This is a genomic window from Lactobacillus sp. ESL0237, from assembly GCF_003692985.1.
Classification (GTDB): domain Bacteria; phylum Bacillota; class Bacilli; order Lactobacillales; family Lactobacillaceae; genus Lactobacillus; species Lactobacillus bombicola.
Genome location: NZ_REHE01000008.1, coordinates 53963 through 72935 on the forward strand (window position 1 = coordinate 53963; position 18973 = coordinate 72935).

Here is an 18973-nt window from a genome sequence, read left to right on the forward strand (position 1 = left end):
TTAATTTTTTTATTTAAAACTAAAAATAGTTGATGTTAAATCGTTACTATTCGGATCTGTCGGTGCCTTCAAAGGCCCACCACTTACTATTAACAAATCATCATTAGGTAAAACTGTTAGTGAACGAGAATAAGCTAAAGGAATATTGGTTTTGATATCTTGCCATGCTCTGACATCACCATTATTTTTGTTAATGTATAAGTCCCCGCTACCATCAGTATTAGCAACAATATCACCATTATGTAAAGTAACTACATAAGGTGCACCACCATAAGCTAATCTAGTTCCTTCATCGCTTGCATTCCAGTTTAAACCATCAGCAGAAATCTTGTAGTTAGTCCTCCATTCACCTGAATTAACCACTTCGTATGTCATGATATATTTACCATTCTTCATTCGAGCTACAGTAACCATACCTGGACGAGCTGCTGGTTCTTTGAATGCAACATCATCTACTTCGTTACCCCAGTTGATACCATCTTTTGATACCCGGTGTGATAGTTTTTGACTGTGAAGTGGTTTATCACGTTCATCAGAAAAATAGCAGACCAATTTATGATCAATCACGCTAACAAATGGTTCCCAAACTGGACCGTTACTTGTAGTATTAACATCGGCATGTCCACCAACAGCAATCGTACTCAGATATTGCCAACTATGGGCGTGATCTTTACTAAAATATAAATCAATTGAAGTCCTACTCAAGTCATTAGGAATCGAATTGCCAGCACAGATAATTGTTCCAGCAGACATTTTGCCTATTTTTTCAGGTAGTTCATACAAAAATGGTTGATAGCGATTGCCCCATGGGCTATTATTGGCTAAAAAGTTGTGGGTATCATTTATTTCACTAATTTTTTTCCAACTTTTTGCATTATTTAAACTTTCAAAAATTAAAAATGTTGGCGTACCATTCACATAGTGCTCTGATGTAGCATATAATTTACCATTGTGACTTTTATCGGTATGAGTAGTTACAAGTCCCCTACCATACAGAAAACTTGGACTTTTAGTTCCAGGTATTTGATTTTTGCTAGCAATTGTAGTTATTGGTGTACTTGAATTAGCACTAACTTTTTCATTAATTCCACCTAGAAGTGACAATCCTAATGACACAACTCCTAATGAAAAGAGTAGGCCTTTTCCTTTATTTAATTTCATTATTACCCTCTCAAAATTTCTTTAGTCAGATAGTAAGTAACTAACTGAATTACGATTTTAGTTGCTATCAGCCTAATGACTGATTGCTGATAAACGAATCATGTTCCAAGAATATGGTGCAATTTTTCCATTAACACAATTCTGATTATTAACATTAATATCCTTTAAATTCTCAATTTGCATAGTTTGTTTTTCGTTAGTTTCATCTAAGTCATAGCCTGCAAATTGAGTTGCTTCTTTTAACGTAACCTGTGGAAAATCAGCTAATTTATAATCAAAATCAACTTCTTCAGCCGCTTTATTTTCAATAAATAGAACAACTTCACCCTTAGATTGATTATACACAGCAGAAGAACTAACATATGGAACTACCCGATTGGAAACTGTATAATCAGCGACTTTACTATTTACCTTTAAAGCAGTTCCCTGAGCGTAATTTGCAACTTGCATAAATGGGTAAAAAATTGATTGGTACCAAATTGTTGGCGTTCCTTCATTATTAGTCATAATCGGAGCAATAACATTAATTAATTGAGCTAAACATCCAATCTTAATCCTGTCAGCATGTTTAATTAAGGTTAGTGCCAATGAACCAACCACTAATGCATCTGCAAAAGTATAATGATCTTCTAGTAAATGAGGTGCTTGTTGCCAAGGTTTTTGTTTAGTATCAGATTCTTTTGAATGATACCAAACATTCCATTCATCCATAGCCAAATACATGGTCTTAGTCTGATGTTTGCGGGCTTTAACCGCATCACAAATTGAAATTACTTCGTTAATAAAACTATCTAAATCAATAGATGAAGATAAAAACTTTTTAATATCATGATCATTATCATCATAATATTGGTGTAATGATAAATACTCGACATCATCATAAACATTATCCAGTATTTCTTCTTCCCAGCTACCAAATGAAGGCATGGAGTGTAGCGAACTACCACAAGCAATCAATTCAATTGACGGGTCAACAATTCTCATTGCTTTAGCAGTTTCATGTGCAAGCCGTCCATATTCATGAGCTGTTTTATGACCAATCTGCCACTCACCATCCATTTCGTTACCCAAGCTCCACAATTTAACATTGAACGGATTTTTTTGTCCATTTTGAATTCGAAGATTGCTCCAATAAGTACCAGCTGGGAAATTACAGTACTCAACTAGATTGCGCGCAGCGTCTATTCCTCTCGTTCCAAGATTAATAGCCAGATCTGCCTGAGCATTAATTGTCTTACACCAAATTAAAAATTCATGTAAGCCAAATTGATTAGTTTCGGTACTTTTCCAGGCTAAATCTAGTCTAATTGGTCGCTTTGATTTTGGACCAATACCATCTTCCCAGTTATAACCAGAAACAAAATTTCCTCCTGGATACCGAACCAATGGTATTTTTAGCTTTTTGACTGCATCAATTACATCTCGGCGAAAACCATTTTTATCAGCTAAGGGATGATTAGGTTGATAAATTCCGTTATAAACAGATCTACCAAGTTGCTCAGCTAGTGAGCCCCACATTCGGGGATCAATCTTACCAATAACCGCATCTGCAGTTACTTTAAAATTAGCCTTTATCATTTCTGCTACCTCGTAGAATCAGTTGCAGAATTATTACTTGAACTAGCAGTTTCATCTTCAATTTCACCGGCTTGAACACGATTTTCTTTTTTTAATGTAATCGCCGCAAATAATGTAATAATAAATACAAAAACACCCATCATGACATATGTATGTTGATAACCAAAGCCATCATACATATGTCCTGCTAATGTTGAAAATATAAATACAGATATCTGTTTAGCAAAATTAGATGCTAATGAATAAACTGTTGCATATAATCTAATATCAAATGCTCCAGCAATATACTTCATAATTGATGTCAAAAGTAAAGGCATCTCTAATCCAGCAAGTAATCTAAAGAATACTACCCAACCCCAGGTTGGTGACAAGGCTGACCCCAATATACGAATACAAGTTAAAAATCCATACGCAATTAAACCTGTTCGTGCTCCAATTTTATTAATAATCCATGGCATTGGTATCATTAGAAAAAATTCGATTAAGGTTTGAGCCGAGGACATATAACTATATACTAATGTACTCTGTGCTGCTGTAGCAAAAAATGTCTTAAAGAAAATAATAAACTGTTGATCAAAAACATCAAAAATTGCCGAAGCTCCCATATAAAATATTGATAAAACCCAAAAATTTTTATTTTTAAAAACAGATCCTACAATTTCCATGTTCAATGAATTTGAAGTATCACCTGCTGCAGAAGCATTATCCATATTTATCTTGTCACTAAATAGCAACAAACCAACAAATATTGTTGCTGAAATAGAACACAACCAAAAAATCGAATCTGGCTTCCATAGAAATAGTCGTCCTGCGATTAAAGAAGCTACAATACCTGCTAAAGAACCACCTAAACGTGAATGGGAGTACTCAAAACCATTTGCTAAACTAGCCCGTTGAACGTACTGTTCAATTACACTAACTCCACCATTTAAAACAAAGCTTAAGAATATACCTGTCACTATCGCTACTAGAAATGAATTAATTTTCATTAATGGTAAAAATGCCCATTGAAAATAAGGTCCAATAAAAATTCCAACAACTCCAATAGTTATTATTAAATCTTTCCTAAATAGTAATTTATCAGAAATAACTCCAAAAAATGGCTGAAAAATTAGTGATATACCTGCCATCATAGAAAATACAAGCCCAGACTCTGCCCCATTCAAATGTCCAACTTGTTCCATCCATAGCGTTAAATAACCATTTACTGTAGCCCAAATAAAGAAGTATGCAAAGTGGGTAAATGGAAAACCCCAAAAATGCTTATTTTCATTTTTTATTTCACTATTCATGTCTATTCTCCACCCTATTTATAATTATATGGAACTGGTTTCCCAAATACAGGCATTCCATCTTGATTCCAAGTAAATGATTGGATTTTAGTATGCCGGTTAGGATCATATAACGGATCCCCCTTAATATCTGTGTAATCTCTACAATGGTAAACTAGAATATCAGTATTACCATCTTCTGCTTTAGTGAACGAATTATGCCCTGGACCAAACTGACCGTGTTCTAAATCACTTTGAAACACAGGTTTTTTACTCTTATGCCAGCTATTAGGATTAAGTAGGTCAGCATCATCAAGTGCATCTAACATTCCCATACAATAATTTTCATCGGTAGCACTAGCAGAATAAGTTAAAAAGAATTTATTATCGTGATGTATTACAGCAGGACCCTCATTTACCCAAAATATTTTAGTTTCCCAGTCATACTCAGGTTTAGTTAACATAACTGGTTTTGTTTTTAACGTCCATGGATTTTTCATTTGAGCAATATAAATATTAGAATTGCCTCTAATATTTGGATCTTTTTGTGCCCAAACATAGTACAACTTGTTTTTATACTCAAAACAAGTAGCATCTAACGAAAAACTGTCTATTCCTGTTTTCACTTGTCCATGTTCAATCCAATTTTTTTCATCAGTAATTGGATTTTCTTCATCACATTCAATACAAAACATTCTGTGCTGAAACATTCCGTTTTTGTCAAGTTTAGTAGTTTCTGCAGCAGCAAAGTAAATAAACCATTTTTCATTAATATAATGAATCTCTGGTGCCCAAATTAATTGGCTCATTTCTCCATTATCATGTTTTCGCCAAATCGTTCTTGGAGTAGCATGCGCTAAACCTTCAAGCGTTTTTGCCCTTCTTAACTCAATTCTATTATAGGATGGAACTGAAGCAGTAAAATAATAATAACCATCAGTATGCTTATAAATAAACGGATCAGCCCTTTGTATAATTAAAGGATTAGTATAAATATTGTTTGTCATAATTATTGTCTCCTAATTTAAAACTTTATTTTCTTTTCGCATGGGACTGCGACTGGGCATTATTTTGCCCGTAATACGCTCCTTGACCATGTTTTCGATAGTAATGCTTATCTAATAAATACTGGGGCACATGACTATCTGCTCTAGTTAACATAAGGGTGTGGTAGTCTTCTTCTGCCACTACCTCTAAAACCTTAGCGTTATAGACTGCCTGGGCGGCCGTTTTCCCCCAACAAAATGGCCCATGTTGGCTTACTAGACTCCCGGGCGTTGCTTCATAATCTAAGTGCCGCTTTGCAAAGGTTCGCACAATGGTCTTGCCCGTATTGCCCTCATAGTCGGCTGTAATTTCGGCTTCAGTTAAGGCAGCCGCTGCTGGTATATCGGTATAAAAGGTATCGGCATGCGTTGTATTCAAAGCTGGTATGCCCATCTTAGCTGCCGCAAAGGCCACCGCCCAAGGTGAATGAGTATGGACAATCCCGCCAATCTTAGGAAAATGGTTGTACAAATAGGTGTGGGTAGGAGTATCGGAAGAAGGGTTTAACTGACCTTCAACTACTTCACCCTTAAGATTGACGACTACTAAGTCCGCTGGCGTTAATTCTTCATAACTAACACCTGACGGTTTAATCACATATAAGCCTTGCTGGCGGTCAATTCCAGAAACATTACCCCAGGTGAAGGTTACCAAGCCCAATTGGGGTAACTGCATATTTGCTTCATAAACTTCTTGTTTTAATTGTTCTAGCATTACTCATTCCTCATCTTTCAAGACAGTTGCTTGATTTTCCAAAGACAATGCCTTTCGAAAACGTGCAAGATATTTTTCAGCACCCTTTACACCTTCAGTTTCTGGGCTCAATGTCATAATTTCAGATTTAACAAATACTTTTGTATCCAAATAATCTGCAAGCGATTCCTGTGCACCAGATAACACATATTGAGCTAAAACTGCCATACCCCAAGGACCACCAGCACTAGCATTAGTCATAATCGAAATTGGTAAATTCAACATATTAGATAAGACTTGTTGCCCCACAACTGGTGTTTTAAAAAGACCACCTTGAGCAATCATCACATCAGTCGTGATTCCTTCTTCCTTAGTAAGAATATCCATGCCAATTCTAAGTGGAGCAAATGCTGAATACAGTTGAGCCAACATCAAATTTGCTAGAGTAAAATTACTACTTGGCGTTCTAAGCAAGAGCGGTCTGCCCTCTTGCGTTTGCGTAATTGGTTCACCTGAAAGATAACTGTAATTTACAAGACCACCAGCATCAGCATCAGCTTTGGTAGTATCTAAAAATAATTTACTATATAGCTGGTCTGCAGTGATATTTTTACCCAATCGAGCCGCAAATTCACTAAAGACCTGTGCCCAAGCATTAATATCAGATGAGCAATTATTAATATGGACCATAGCAACAGGTGCGCCAGTTGGTGTATTCACAATATCAATATCACGGTGTACTTTTTTCAGTGGCTTTTCCAAAACAACCATTGAAAATTCTGATGTTCCAACTGATATATTACCCGTTCGTAAGCGAACACTATTGGTACTAATCATCCCAGTTCCAGCGTCACCTTCTGGTGGTGCCATGACGCTACCAGGCTGCAAAGTCCCTGTTGGATCAAGCAGGTGAGCACCTTCATCACTCAAATGTCCAGCAATCTCACCGGCTTTTAAAACATGTGGTAGAATTTCTTCAATTTTCCATGGGTATTTTTGAACTTTTTTCAAAGTATTAAATTTTTTTAAGCAACTTTGATCAAATTGTCCAGCTGCATCAATTGGAAACATTCCAGAAGCATCGCCTACACCAATATTTTTTTCACCTGATAACTGCCAATGGACATAACCAGCTAATGTTGTTAAATATGCAATCTGCTTAACATGTTCTTCATCATGTAAAATTGCATGATATAAATGTGCAATACTCCAACGTAAAGGAATATTAAAATCAAATAAGTCAGTTAGTTCAGTAGCAGCATCGCTAGTGATTGTATTCCGCCATGTTCTAAACGGAACTAATAACTTACCTGCTTGATCAAATGGTAAATAGCCATGCATCATGGCACTAATTCCAATTGAAGCAAGCTTTTTAATCGGAACATGATATTTACTACTTACATTAGCAGCTAATTGTGCATAACTTTGCTTTAGCCCTGTTAAAATTTCTGTTTGCGAATATGTCCATATGCCATCTTGTAAACTGTTTTCCCATAAAAAACTACCAGAAGCGATTGGCTGAAAGTCTGGTGTAATTAACACAGCTTTAATCTGAGTTGAGCCAAATTCAACCCCTAACGTTGTTTGGCCACTTTCAATTAGTTGTGCTATTTTAGCAATGGTCATCTAAGAGCCTCTTTCCTTAGGTTTATTTTTCTATACGTTTGCCTTCTAGAAAGCACTTTCATAATATATTTTTTATTAATCGTATTCAATACCCTTAAAAATTCATTCGCATAATTTTTAACTATTGTATAGGTTATAATTATTGATATTACTTAATTTTTACTTCAGAAAATTTTTTATATGTTTTTTTCTAAAATATTAAAAAAAATTCATTGTTTACCCCAGTATGTCAATTAACTTAATTTTTACTTATATATCAGTATTTTGAGGTGAAAAATTTTGCGGTTTTTATTTATTCATGATATTATCTTAGTTAAAAAATAAAGATTATCTATTATTATCAAATATTTATTCGAATAAATATTAGGAGAATCAGTGTGAAAAGTGATTATATCGCTATTACGGAAACCCTCAGGAATGAAATAACTTTAGGGGGCTTCAAAACCAATCAAAAATTACCAACTGAAAATGAATTAATGCAACGTTTCCAATCCACACGTTATTCAGTACGGAAGGCTTTAATTGAACTACAAAACGAACATTTAATTTATAAAGTTCAAGGTAGCGGAGTGTATATCCAAGATTGGAACAAAAAATGGCAAGCTAATCCAAAAAGTAAAATAATTGGGTTAATTTGCACCCATATAGCAGATTACATTTTTCCCAAAATCATCTCGCAAATTGATGCTGTAATTGAGCCTGCTGGTTATTCTTTGCTACTAGCTAATACTCATAATTATCCAGATAAAGAACGATTTAATTTAATAAAAATGCTCGATTCCCAAGTAGCTGGACTAATAGTTGAACCAAGTGAGAGTGCCAAACCTTGCCCAAATTCAGATATTTATAGACGAATTGCTAAAAGTAAAATCCCATTATTATTTATTAATGCTAAATATGCTGAGTTCGATTTTCCTGCCATTACTAATTCTGATCGAGCATCAGAAAAAGAGTTAATTACTTATTTACTTAAAAAGGGACACGAAAACATCCTTGGAATATTTCAAATTGATGATTGCCAAGGAGTTGAACGCATGCAAGGTTTTATTGCAGCATACCAATCTAGTAATATCAATTTAACTAATAGTAATCTAATTATGTATAACTCCCACGATTCCTTTTCAGTTATTAGTCAAAAAATTGATGTTTATCTTAAAAGTAAGCAAGTGCCAACAGCAATTGCCTGTTATAACGACGAACTTGCTGTCTTAGTTATTGATAAGTTAAAAAACAAAAATATCAAGATTCCGCAAGATATATCTGTTGTTGGTTTTGATAATTTCGATTCTGCAACTTATTTATCTCCTAGTTTAACCACCATGAATTATCAAAGAACTCTTGTCGGAAAAGAAGCTGGTAAGGGAATACTAACATTAATTAAAGGTAAAAAATTTTCCTCAATTGTGCATCAGCCACAATTACAAATACGTGATTCAGTTTGCACTCCTAAAAATAAGAAATCAAAAAGGCACTGATAAATTATCAGTGCCTTTTTGATTTTGAAACAGTTATTTAGTTTTGCTTATGTCTATTTTGTAACGTGTACAGATTATAATAGTAACCATGTTGATTAATTAATTCATCATGAGTACCACGTTCAACAATTTTGCCGTCGTCAAGTACAATTATTTGATTAGCATCAACAATTGTAGACAATCTATGAGCAATTGCTAAAGTAGTACGTCCTTGGCGTAATCTTTTCAATCCCTTCTGAATCAAAGTTTCAGTTTCAGTATCAACATTTGCCGTTGCTTCATCCAAAACCAGAATTTTGGGATCTGTAACTAAAGTCCTAGCAAAAGATATTAGTTGTCTCTGCCCTTGACTAAATTCACTACCGCCTTCACCAACTTCTGCATGATATTCTCCACTTAATTTTTTAATAAAATCATCTGCTTGTACGGTTTTAGCCGCCTTTTTTATTTGGTCGTCTGTAATTTTATCATTATATAATCTAATATTTGAACTTATGTCACCATAAAACATGAACGGCTCTTGTAAAACAAGTCCAAGTTTCTGGCGAAGTTCGGCTTTAGGATACCTTCTAATATCTACACCATCAATTAAAATTTCACCTTGATAAAATTCATAAAAACGCATCATTACATTAATAATTGAACTTTTTCCTGATCCAGTATGCCCAACAATTCCTAAAGTTTCTCCGGGATTAACTGTGAAAGAAATATCATGTAAAATTTCATTTTGACCATCATAAGAAAAACTAACATGTTTAAATTCAATTTTCCCCTGCCTAATAGTCAGTCCTGATTGTTCATTTTGCGCAGGTTCATAATTAGTATTATCTAAAATTTTGAAAATTCGTTTACCAGCAACTATTCCATCCTGAAAAAAGGTCATTTGATCCATTAAAGTTGCTATTGGATTGAAAAACTGTGAAATATATTGCGAAAATGCATAAACGACTCCCGCTGGAACAAAAGTCTCCCGCAATGGAAAGCCAAAATACATTAACGTCAATGCCAAGGCTAGTGAATATAATAAACTAGTCAATGGTGAAAGTAAGATTGAATTAAGAGTAATCATACTGAACCTAGTTCTCATCAAATTAGAATTTTCTTGTTCAAAATGATGGCTCATTCTCTCTTCCTGTTTGAACTGTTGAATAAGAGAAACACCTTCAATTGATTCATTTAAATTTGTATTAATCCTGCTTAAGCGTTCCCGATAATTACGATACAGCTTGGAACTTCTTTTTGAATACTGCCAAATGATCAATAATAAAATTGGTAGAAAAGCAAGGACAATAAAACCAGCTAATGTATTCGTCGAAAACATGGCAATTAAAGCAGAAATAATTGAAAAAAATGAAAGAACCACACTAGCTAAAACTGTCAGAAAGTTGCTCAAAGTCATTGTATCATTGGTTACGCGTGACACAATGGAGCCTGCAGGAGTTTGATCAAAATAACGCATTCCTAAAGTATGCAATTTTTGATAAAGATCTGTTCGTAAAGCTTCTAATGATTTTTCTGACCCTAAAGCAAAAAAATATTCATAAGTAAACTGCAATATTGCCTTAATGATAGAGCCTAAAGCGTATAATATACCAGCAAAAATAATCACCTGTGTTGTAACATCTGCTTTTACTAGATAGTTATCCAGAAAGAACTGTAATCCATAGGGTAACAACATATTAATTGCACTAACTAAAAAAGCACCAATCCCAGCAACAATAATTTCATTTTTAAAACGCCAAACAAAACCAAGTAATCGTTTTAATATTTTTAACTGTTCTTTAACCGGAATTTCTTGAGCCCAAACAGATTGATTCGTCTCTTGTTCGTCCACACTATTCACCAACCTTTTCTTCTAATTCTTGTTTTTGCCACATATCTGCATACCAACCATGAGCAGCTAATAACTGGTCATGAGTTCCACGCTCAACAATTTTACCATCTTTTAATACTAAAATCAGGTTAGCATGCATTACTGAAGTTAAGCGATGAGTTGCAATCACTGTTGTCTTGTCTTTGCGTTCTTGATTTAAAGACTTTAAAATTGCCAGCTCAGTTCTGGCATCAACGGCCGATAAAGCATCATCCAAAATTAATATTTGACTTTTTTTAACCAAAGCACGTGCAATTGACATTCGTTGCTTTTGTCCTCCAGAAAGCGAAATACCATTTTCCCCTACCAAAGTTTGATAATCTCTTGGCATTTGCATAATATCTTCATGTAAATCACTCTTTTTTGCAGCCGAAATAATTTCTGCTTTTTGTGCGTTCGTTTTTGCAAAAGAAATATTATTTTGAATATTAGTTGAAAACAAATAATTATTCTGTGGAACGTAAGAAATTTGTTTTAATAAAAGTTCTAACGGAATTTGCCGAATATCTAAACCATTCAATGTAATTTGACCATCGTACTTATCAAATTCCCGTAAAAGCAGTTGAATGATTGAAGTTTTACCAGCTCCAACTTTACCGACTAAACCTAATGTTTGCCCAGTCTTTAAAGTGAAATTAATATGATGTAGTACGGGGAGATTAGGTTCATCAGGATAGGCAAAAGAATTAATATGATATACTAAATCGCCAGTAATATCAGTCGCAGATAAATTTGGGGCAGCCTTATCATCTGTAATCTCAGGCTTTTCAGCTAGTAATTTTTCAATCCGATCATAACTAGCACTGCCACGTTCTAAAATATTAAAAAGGTAGCCAATTGCAAACATGGGCCAAACCATATTGCCAATATAAGCAATAAAGGAAACTAGCTGACCAACTGATAATGAATGATTAACCACCATTAGCCCACCATAAATGATAGTTATAGCATAAGTTAAGCCAATCAGTAAGGTACTTAAGGGATCAAACATTGAATCCCACTTAAATACTTGTTTATTAATTTGAATTGTATCAGCAACCATAGCATTAAATGCTGCCGCATCAGCTTTTCCTTGACCGAAAGTTTTTATTACTTTTATTCCAGAAACTGATTCTTGCGTCTTATTATTTAAACGGGAAAAAGCTGCTTGAGATTTATCAAACGAGTCATGTAGTTTATCACCTAACTTCCAAGCCCCGACAGCTAAAAATGGTAAGGGTAATAAAGCAACTATTGTCAAACGCCAGTTTACAAAAATCACCATAGCAACTATAGTAGATAAGCCCATGACCAAAGAATCGACTAGGGTCAGTACCCCCTCACCTGCTACTTCTTGCACTGCCGAAACATCATTAGTAGCATGAGCCATCAAATCACCAGTTCGATGTCTTTGATAAAAAGTCCGATCCATTTCCATAAAATGACGAAATAGCTTTGACCGTAATTGTAACTCGAGTTCTGCAGCACCACCCCAGATTTGCTTTCGCCAAAAGTAGCGAAAACTATATAATAATAAAGCAGCAATAATAATTGTCAAAATCAGTAAGGTATATTCACTCCAAGAAATATGTCCTTGATTTAATTGATCAGCCATTAAGCCTAAAATACGTGGTGGGACTAAATTGACAAAAGATGTTAGTATTAAAAATGTGATACCGATGAGATACCTTTTTTTCTCCTGTTTAAAGAACCAACTTAATTTATAAAATATACTCATTATTCACCTAACTTTATTTATACAAAAAGACGGAGATAAACCCCGTCTTTTTCAATCTAGTAAAATTATTTATTTTTGATGTTTCATCATGTTCATTACTTGGTTGACCTTCTTAGCCGAAGGTTTCTGTCCCATTTGTGACATCATGGCAACAATCATATCTTCACTGATTGGTGGATTATCTTTAAAATATTTCTTCATATAAGTTCTTGCACCATAGAAGCCTCCTACAAGACCAATTAGTAGTGCAATAATAATTAAAAAAATTTCTAACCCTAAATTCATAAAACAGTCACCTCAATTTGTCCAATAAATATATCTTACCTAAAAATCATTTAAAATTAAAGGCTAAAGTTAATTTTTTCTTAAACCTTTTTTCCGTTGAATCGCTTTAGCTTTTTCAGAAGTAATTTCTTTACCATCTTTATCAAGTATTACCAAATTTTCAACATCTTGCTTAAAACTGGCCCGAAAGTTTTTGATAAATTCTTGGTGTAATTTTTCTCGTTCTTTTTCTTCCTCAGCAGTTAGACCCTCAGCCTTTTTCTTATGATAAAGTTCATTGATTCGGTCAACCATCTTTTTTTCTTTGTCTTTTGTCATTCTTTGCACCTCTCAATAAAAAAGTCTACCTTATTTTTAACTATAAAAAAAGTCTAAGCTTTTAGAACGTTTGTTTGCATATAGCTATAATATCTGCTAAAATAAACTTAACTTAAGATAATTGTCATTACTATAGGAGCGTATTTATGACTACCAAGCAAAATCCTAAACAACTGCAAATTCTCCAATATATCTATGATACTGTACAAAAGCGTGGCTTCCCACCTACTGTGCGCGAAATTTGCCATGAAGTAGGACTATCATCTACTTCAACTGTTCATGGTCACTTAACACGACTTGAACGAAAAGGACTTCTGCTTAAAGATGCTACTAAACCACGTGCCTTAGAAGTAACCGCTCAAGGCAAAAAAGTTTTGGGCATTAAAGCTACTGAAATTCCAATAGTTGGTGTGGTAACCGCTGGTGAACCAATTTTAGCAGTTGAAGATATCGAAGATTATTTTCCTCTTCCGCCAGATTTGGCTAATGATTCAGATAACCTATTTATGCTAAAAATTCATGGTGAAAGTATGATTAATGCTGGCATTTTAAACGGTGACAATGTTATTGTTCGCAAGCAAAGTTCAGCAATTAATGGTGAAATAGTAGTTGCTATGACCGATGAAAATGAAGCAACCGTTAAACGCTTTTATAAAGAAAAAGATCATTATCGTCTTCAACCTGAAAATGACAATATGGCACCAATTATTTTAGATAAAGTGCAAATATTAGGTAAAGTGGTTGGACTTTATCGCAATAACATTTTCTAAATTGGCTAAAAAAGCCTGATTAATAACTTTTAACTACAAATATCTAACTGCAATTAAATTGATATTTGTAGTTTTTTTATAAAAAAGTCCGATAACAAAAAGCAATGCTAATTTTCCACATCTATTAGATTTATTCCATTCACAAAGTTTTGGCGTTATTTTTTTGATAAATGCTTTAATATCAACTTATTTATTTTATTTTGTGAAATACGTCAATGTTTCATATAGGTTTCACAACCATATTTTTCACAAAGTATGTTTAAACTTCAGCAATTATTTTAGCCGCTAAGGTGAGGGCGGTTTCATGAGTATCCAGCCCCCAGCCCCTATCATTGTGACATTCAATATTACTTAATGAATCTGCCGTAAATAAGATTTGCGCAAAATCAACTCGGCGAAATTGTGCACATGCAGCCATGGCTGCACACTCCATTTCAACACAAGCAGCACCAAGTTTTCTAAATTGTTGAACTTTTTGAGCAGTTTCTCTGAAAAAACCATCAGTTGTCCAGGTTAAAACTTTCTTAGCTTTTAAACCATTTCGTTTCATTAAAAATTCAATTCGGCTTAAATAAGCTGAGTTTAAGTCAACAAAGTTGCTGGCTTTTATATAATGAAATGAAGTACCTTCATCTCTAATTGCCTTAGTTGGTAATAAAAAATAACCTTCTGGCAGGTCAACCAATGTTCCAGCCGAGCCAATCGTTAATATTTGCTTAACCCCATAACTAATTAGCCAATCAAGTAATTCAGTGGCAGCTGCAGCACCAAGTTTGGCTTGACAAAATGTGATTTTCTCTTGACCAATTTCAACTTCATAAATGGGGGTTTTACCTTCAAAGCAATCAAATTGTCCTATTAAACGATGCGGATATACTATTAAAAATCGTTTTATTGCATCATTTGTAATAAATGCAAATAACAATTTTCGGTGAAAGTGATAATTCACTTTACTTCTTTCATGGTCTGGCTCTAATACTGCGTTTCGATTTGCGTCAAAATCTAATAAAAAAGGCCGTTGCACTTTAAAACCTCCTAGCTAAAATAAGATTGCTGGTATTTTAACATAAAAAAATAGAACTGTCCTTATTAAAAAGATAGTTCTACTTTTTATTTGATTAACGACGCTTCTCAGCAATTCTTGCAGACTTACCATGACGTTCACGTAAGTAGTAAAGCTTAGCACGACGTACACGACCATGACGCAATACTTCAACTTTAGCCACACGTGGATCATTAACTGGGAAGGTACGTTCAACACCAACACCAGAAGCAATCTTACGAACAGTGTAAGCAGCTGCAATACCAGCGCCTTTACGCTTAATTACAACGCCTTCAAACATCTGAATACGTTCATGACTACCTTCAACAACACGTACATGAACACGGATAGTGTCACCTGCACGAAAATCAGGAATATCATCACGTAATTGCTCTTTAGTTAATTCTTGAATTAATGGATCCATTGTTTTTCTCCTTCTTCGGCATTCATTAACGTTACTTCCGCCAGCGGAACACCCCTAATTATTAGTGCCCGTATAGCACCTGAACTATCTTAGCAAATTCTTGATTGCAAATCAAGCTTTGTTAATTTCAGCTTTAATTTCACTTAACATCTTTTTTTCAGCTGTAGTCATAACATATTTTTCAAGCAAGTCCGGCCTTTTAAGATATGTCACTTTCAACGCTTCTTTATGCCGCCATTCAGCAATTTTTTGATGGTTACCAGAAGTTAAAACTGCCGGTACTTTCATGCCTTCAAAATTTTCAGGTCTGGTATATTGTGGGTACTCCAATAATCCATGAGAAAAACTTTCATCAATAGGTGAAGCAGCATTACCTAAAATACCAGGTAACAAGCGAATAGTTGCATCAATCATACTCATCGTTGGCAGTTCCCCACCAGTTAAAACATAGTCACCAATTGAAACAACTTCATCAGCCATATCATAAACCCGTTGATCAAAACCTTCATAATGACCACAAATAAAGGTCAAATTTTCTTCACGTGCCCAATTTTGAGCAACTTGTTGATTAAAAATCTTTCCTTGCGGAGCTGTAATGATTACTTTCCCTTTGTTTTTTAAGGAATCAAGTGCCCTTTTAATTGGCATAATCTGTAGGACCATTCCGGCGCCACCACCATATGGTGCATCATCAACATGATGGTGAACATCAGCTGTAAAATCACGAAAATTGACTAAATTTAATTGCCACTTATTGTCCTCAAGTCCGCGACCAAGCATCGAAGTTTGTAAAGGCGTGAACATATCTGGAAAAAGAGTCAATACGTTAATCTGCATCGCGCAAACCCTCCAGTAACTCAACATAAACTCTTTTATTGGTAATATCGACTTGTTTAACTACTTCATCAATATAAGGAAGCAGGTATTCATTCCCAGAATCTTCAGTAACTTCCCACACATCATTAGCACCAGGGGCTTCAATGCCAGTAATTTGCCCCAAATCATTACCAGTTAAATTATCAAGCACACGGCAACCTAAAATATCACGATAATAATATGTACCTGGAGGTAGTTGATGCTGATTAAGCTCACTCACTACCAATATTTTACCCATTAACTGCTTTGCGACTTCAATTGTATCAATTTCGGTAAATTGAACTAGCCAAAATTGCTTAAATGGTCTGGCAGTTTTAACAGTTAAAGTTCTATCAGTGTCATTTTTTAGGGATAATTTATTGCCCGCAACAAAACGTTCCTGCGGAAAATCGGTAATTAAAGCGATTTTAAGTTCTCCCGCTAAGCCATGGGTAGTTAAAATTTTTGCAACATCGTAAAATTGCATTTTTTCTCCTAACTCAAAAGAAAAAAGTTTGAAGCATAAGGGGCCTCAAACTTTTAACCGGCAAATTCATTATTTATTGAATTTTGAATCATGCAACTTCTTCATTAAACCGGCACTTGAAAGTAGTGAACGAACTGTGTCAGAAGGTTGTGCACCCTTCTTTAGCCATTCAAAAATCTTATCCTCGTCAAGTTTCAATTCTTTTGGTTCTGAAACAGGATTGTAGTAACCTACTTCTTCAATAAAACGGCCATCACGTGGCATTCTTGAATCTGCAACAACTATTCTATAAAAAGGCTTTCTTTTAGCACCCATACGGCGCATACGAATTTTAACTGACATAAATTTATTCCTCCTAAAAGTTACGGATTATAATATAGCACTTTTTTGAAAAAGTGTAAAGTGTTTTCCCTTAACATATTGATTAAGAATGGTAGCGCTTAACTTTCATTCGTTTCTTTTTATTTTTTTTAAACTTTTTACCCATGTGTCTCATAGCCATGCGTCCCATCGGTGAATTCATCCCAGGTAAATTTTCCATCCCTTTAAAATTACCATTAGTAATTTTACTCATCATCTCGCGAGCTTGTTTGAATTGCTTAATCATTCGATTTACTTCTACAATCGGACGACCAGAGCCGGCAGCAATTCTTCTTCTGCGACTGGGGTTAAGTAATTCTGGATTTTCACGTTCTGCTTGAGTCATTGAAGAAATAATTGCTTTAACATAAACAATTTGCTTCTTATCAAAATTCATATTCTTTAATTGCGGATTATTAGCCATTCCTGGAATCATTTTGACTATTTGATCAAGCGGCCCCATCTTTTCAACTTGCTCCAATTGATCAACAAAATCATTGAAATCAAAAGTATTTTCTTTCATTTTTGCTGCAACAGCTGCTGCTTTTTTGGCATCATAGTCTTGCTGGGCTTTCTCAATTAAAGTGAGCATATCACCCATTCCCAAGATTCGTGAGGCCATCCGATCTGGATAAAACTGTTCTAAATCAGTTAATTTTTCACCCTGTCCAGTATAAATAATCGGCTTACCAGTCACCGCTCTGATTGAAAGCGCCGCTCCACCTCGGGTATCTCCATCAAGCTTAGTTAAAATAATGCCGGTAATATCAAGCCGATTATCAAATCCGGCTGCCACATCAGTAGCAACTTGCCCCGTCATTGCATCGACAACTAGCAAAATATTATCTGGTTGGGCAATTTCTTTTACTTGTTCAAGCTCCTCCATTAAGGGCTCATCAATTTCCAACCTACCAGCAGTATCGATAATCACATAGTCGTTCTTGTTTTGCTCTGCTTGTTTCAATCCATTTGCGACAATTTGTGCTACATCTGATTGATCCTGTTCACTATAAACTGGTACTTTTAAATCAGCACCAATTTGTTGCAATTGTTCGATAGCTGCTGGACGGTAAATATCACCAGCAATGAGTAATGGCCGCGCTTTTTCTTTTTCAATTAGTTGATTAGCTAATTTACCAACCGTAGTTGTTTTACCAGTACCCTGTAAACCAACCATCATAATTATTGTAGGAATATGCTTTGATTTATTCAGAATAGTTGCACTTGAACCCATCATCTTGGTCAATTCATCATTAACTATTTTTATGACTTGTTGCCCTGGATTTAGACTCTCTTGAACTTCTTTACCTAGCGCTTCTTTTTTGATTTTTTTAATAAAATCTTTTACTACTTTAAAATTAACATCAGCTTCAAGTAAAGCTAGTCTAATCTCTCTACTCGCTGCATTAATGTCTTCTTCTGAAATTTTACCTTTACCGGTTAAATTACGTAATGCTTTTTGAATTCGTTCGCTTAAATTTTCAAAGGCCATGAATTATTCTCCTCTCATTTTTGCTAATAAATCATTGATTAAACTTAAAGCTTGGTCCTGCTTTTTTTGCTTAACAATCTCACTAAGATTAGCTAATGCCTGCTCAATTTCATTATATTCTTTTTGCATTTGCAATTTTTCTTCATAGTTAAACAAAAGCTTGCGACATCGCCGCAAATTATCATAAACTGCCTGGCGCGAAACCTGGTGGTTAGCCGCAATTTCACTCAAAGAAAGATCATTGTAATAATAATCTTCAAAATAATTCTGCTGACTTTTTGTTAAAAGCTTACCATAATAGGCATATAAATCACCTATTGTTTCGTTTTTTTCTAGTTCATCCATTACTTTTTCACCTTGAATTAGTATAGCAAAAATGCCGTTAAATGACGATCTTGAAAGTTATATTTAGTAAAGTCAAACTTGGCAAAACTTGATTTTCAAGCTAAATATAGGTATGATTACCACTAGTATAATTAGAGATTAATTTATTGATGGT

The 18973-nt window shown here is 34.6% G+C and carries 19 protein-coding genes; 2 read left to right on the forward strand and 17 right to left on the reverse strand.

Annotated elements, in window-relative coordinates; translation table 11 throughout:
• Positions 1-9 precede the first annotated feature (9 nt).
• The 6 genes from F5ESL0237_RS04295 to F5ESL0237_RS04320 form a co-directional block, all read right to left on the reverse strand.
• On the reverse strand, positions 10-1161 hold the full coding sequence (locus tag F5ESL0237_RS04295) for a sialidase family protein (RefSeq protein WP_122024731.1): 1152 nt from the start codon (positions 1159-1161) through the stop codon (positions 10-12).
• Positions 1162-1233: 72 nt separating this feature from the next.
• Positions 1234-2736, reverse strand: a complete 1503-nt coding sequence (locus F5ESL0237_RS04300) for an alpha-N-arabinofuranosidase (protein ID WP_370448615.1) — start codon at positions 2734-2736, stop codon at positions 1234-1236.
• An 8-nt stretch (positions 2737-2744) separates the two neighbouring features.
• Positions 2745-4031 carry an oligosaccharide MFS transporter gene (locus tag F5ESL0237_RS04305; RefSeq protein WP_122024732.1) on the reverse strand — a complete coding sequence of 429 codons (1287 nt, stop codon included), beginning with the start codon at positions 4029-4031 and terminating at the stop codon, positions 2745-2747.
• 14 nt (positions 4032-4045) lie between these two features.
• Complete coding sequence (locus tag F5ESL0237_RS04310; RefSeq protein WP_122024733.1) at positions 4046-5017, reverse strand: family 43 glycosylhydrolase; 972 nt, start codon at positions 5015-5017, stop codon at positions 4046-4048.
• 25 nt (positions 5018-5042) lie between these two features.
• The gene (locus F5ESL0237_RS04315; protein WP_122024734.1) at positions 5043-5771 is read right to left on the reverse strand and encodes an L-ribulose-5-phosphate 4-epimerase; all 729 of its coding nucleotides are present in this window, start codon (positions 5769-5771) and stop codon (positions 5043-5045) included.
• Between the two features lie 3 nt (positions 5772-5774).
• Positions 5775-7376, reverse strand: a complete 1602-nt coding sequence (locus F5ESL0237_RS04320) for a xylulokinase (RefSeq protein WP_122024735.1) — start codon at positions 7374-7376, stop codon at positions 5775-5777.
• Positions 7377-7753: 377 nt separating this feature from the next.
• Here F5ESL0237_RS04320 and F5ESL0237_RS04325 point away from each other — a divergent pair, with 377 nt between their 5' ends.
• A complete protein-coding gene (locus tag F5ESL0237_RS04325) occupies positions 7754-8851 on the forward strand; it encodes a GntR family transcriptional regulator (RefSeq protein WP_122024736.1) in 1098 nt (365 codons plus the stop codon).
• A gap of 37 nt (positions 8852-8888) precedes the next feature.
• Here the strand turns inward: F5ESL0237_RS04325 and F5ESL0237_RS04330 are convergent, their stop codons facing one another.
• The 4 genes from F5ESL0237_RS04330 to F5ESL0237_RS04345 form a co-directional block, all read right to left on the reverse strand.
• On the reverse strand, positions 8889-10685 hold the full coding sequence (locus tag F5ESL0237_RS04330; RefSeq protein WP_122024784.1) for an ABC transporter ATP-binding protein: 1797 nt from the start codon (positions 10683-10685) through the stop codon (positions 8889-8891).
• A 1-nt stretch (position 10686) separates the two neighbouring features.
• Entirely contained in the window at positions 10687-12441 is a 1755-nt protein-coding gene (locus tag F5ESL0237_RS04335; RefSeq protein ID WP_122024737.1) for an ABC transporter ATP-binding protein, read from the reverse strand.
• Between the two features lie 69 nt (positions 12442-12510).
• A complete protein-coding gene (locus tag F5ESL0237_RS04340) occupies positions 12511-12726 on the reverse strand; it encodes a YneF family protein (RefSeq protein ID WP_090092700.1) in 216 nt (71 codons plus the stop codon).
• Between the two features lie 69 nt (positions 12727-12795).
• The gene (locus F5ESL0237_RS04345) at positions 12796-13044 is read right to left on the reverse strand and encodes a DUF896 domain-containing protein (protein ID WP_122024738.1); all 249 of its coding nucleotides are present in this window, start codon (positions 13042-13044) and stop codon (positions 12796-12798) included.
• A 146-nt stretch (positions 13045-13190) separates the two neighbouring features.
• Between F5ESL0237_RS04345 and lexA the strand changes: the two genes are divergently transcribed.
• Positions 13191-13814, forward strand: coding sequence for a transcriptional repressor LexA (gene lexA, locus F5ESL0237_RS04350; protein ID WP_090092703.1), 624 nt, complete (start codon positions 13191-13193; stop codon positions 13812-13814).
• A gap of 259 nt (positions 13815-14073) precedes the next feature.
• On the opposite strand, the gene F5ESL0237_RS04355 is transcribed toward lexA, so the two are convergent.
• From F5ESL0237_RS04355 to ylxM, 7 genes are all read right to left on the reverse strand, one after another.
• Positions 14074-14838, reverse strand: coding sequence for a nucleoside phosphorylase (locus F5ESL0237_RS04355; RefSeq protein WP_122021868.1), 765 nt, complete (start codon positions 14836-14838; stop codon positions 14074-14076).
• Positions 14839-14932: 94 nt separating this feature from the next.
• Positions 14933-15280: a 50S ribosomal protein L19 gene (rplS, locus tag F5ESL0237_RS04360; RefSeq protein WP_090092706.1), complete on the reverse strand. Its 348-nt coding sequence runs from the start codon at positions 15278-15280 to the stop codon at positions 14933-14935.
• 111 nt (positions 15281-15391) lie between these two features.
• A complete protein-coding gene (gene trmD / locus F5ESL0237_RS04365) occupies positions 15392-16117 on the reverse strand; it encodes a tRNA (guanosine(37)-N1)-methyltransferase TrmD (protein WP_118896262.1) in 726 nt (241 codons plus the stop codon).
• Complete coding sequence (gene rimM / locus F5ESL0237_RS04370) at positions 16107-16622, reverse strand: ribosome maturation factor RimM (protein ID WP_122021869.1); 516 nt, start codon at positions 16620-16622, stop codon at positions 16107-16109. Before rimM ends, trmD begins: the two co-directional genes overlap by 11 nt.
• Before the next feature lie 69 nt (positions 16623-16691).
• The gene (gene rpsP / locus F5ESL0237_RS04375; protein WP_090092711.1) at positions 16692-16964 is read right to left on the reverse strand and encodes a 30S ribosomal protein S16; all 273 of its coding nucleotides are present in this window, start codon (positions 16962-16964) and stop codon (positions 16692-16694) included.
• Positions 16965-17046: 82 nt separating this feature from the next.
• Positions 17047-18474 (reverse strand): signal recognition particle protein, encoded by a 1428-nt coding sequence (gene ffh / locus F5ESL0237_RS04380; RefSeq protein ID WP_122021870.1) that lies wholly within the window; start codon positions 18472-18474, stop codon positions 17047-17049.
• 3 nt (positions 18475-18477) lie between these two features.
• The gene (gene ylxM, locus F5ESL0237_RS04385) at positions 18478-18819 is read right to left on the reverse strand and encodes a YlxM family DNA-binding protein (protein WP_122021871.1); all 342 of its coding nucleotides are present in this window, start codon (positions 18817-18819) and stop codon (positions 18478-18480) included.
• Between the last annotated feature and the right edge of the window lie 154 nt (positions 18820-18973).

Bases quoted from the DNA above. Each gene is read 5' to 3' on its own strand.
- F5ESL0237_RS04295 (WP_122024731.1), bottom strand. From the start codon at position 1,161: ATGAAATTAAATAAAGGAAAAGGCCTACTCTTTTCATTAGGAGTTGTG.
- F5ESL0237_RS04305 (WP_122024732.1), bottom strand. From the start codon at position 4,031: ATGAATAGTGAAATAAAAAATGAAAATAAGCATTTTTGGGGTTTTCCA.
- F5ESL0237_RS04310 (WP_122024733.1), bottom strand. From the start codon at position 5,017: ATGACAAACAATATTTATACTAATCCTTTAATTATACAAAGGGCTGAT.
- F5ESL0237_RS04315 (WP_122024734.1), bottom strand. From the start codon at position 5,771: ATGCTAGAACAATTAAAACAAGAAGTTTATGAAGCAAATATGCAGTTA.
- F5ESL0237_RS04320 (WP_122024735.1), bottom strand. From the start codon at position 7,376: ATGACCATTGCTAAAATAGCACAACTAATTGAAAGTGGCCAAACAACG.
- F5ESL0237_RS04335 (WP_122024737.1), bottom strand. From the start codon at position 12,441: ATGAGTATATTTTATAAATTAAGTTGGTTCTTTAAACAGGAGAAAAAA.
- F5ESL0237_RS04340 (WP_090092700.1), bottom strand. From the start codon at position 12,726: ATGAATTTAGGGTTAGAAATTTTTTTAATTATTATTGCACTACTAATT.
- F5ESL0237_RS04345 (WP_122024738.1), bottom strand. From the start codon at position 13,044: ATGACAAAAGACAAAGAAAAAAAGATGGTTGACCGAATCAATGAACTT.
- lexA (WP_090092703.1), top strand. From the start codon at position 13,191: ATGACTACCAAGCAAAATCCTAAACAACTGCAAATTCTCCAATATATC.
- rplS (WP_090092706.1), bottom strand. From the start codon at position 15,280: ATGGATCCATTAATTCAAGAATTAACTAAAGAGCAATTACGTGATGAT.
- trmD (WP_118896262.1), bottom strand. From the start codon at position 16,117: ATGCAGATTAACGTATTGACTCTTTTTCCAGATATGTTCACGCCTTTA.
- rimM (WP_122021869.1), bottom strand. From the start codon at position 16,622: ATGCAATTTTACGATGTTGCAAAAATTTTAACTACCCATGGCTTAGCG.
- rpsP (WP_090092711.1), bottom strand. From the start codon at position 16,964: ATGTCAGTTAAAATTCGTATGCGCCGTATGGGTGCTAAAAGAAAGCCT.
- ffh (WP_122021870.1), bottom strand. From the start codon at position 18,474: ATGGCCTTTGAAAATTTAAGCGAACGAATTCAAAAAGCATTACGTAAT.
- ylxM (WP_122021871.1), bottom strand. From the start codon at position 18,819: ATGGATGAACTAGAAAAAAACGAAACAATAGGTGATTTATATGCCTAT.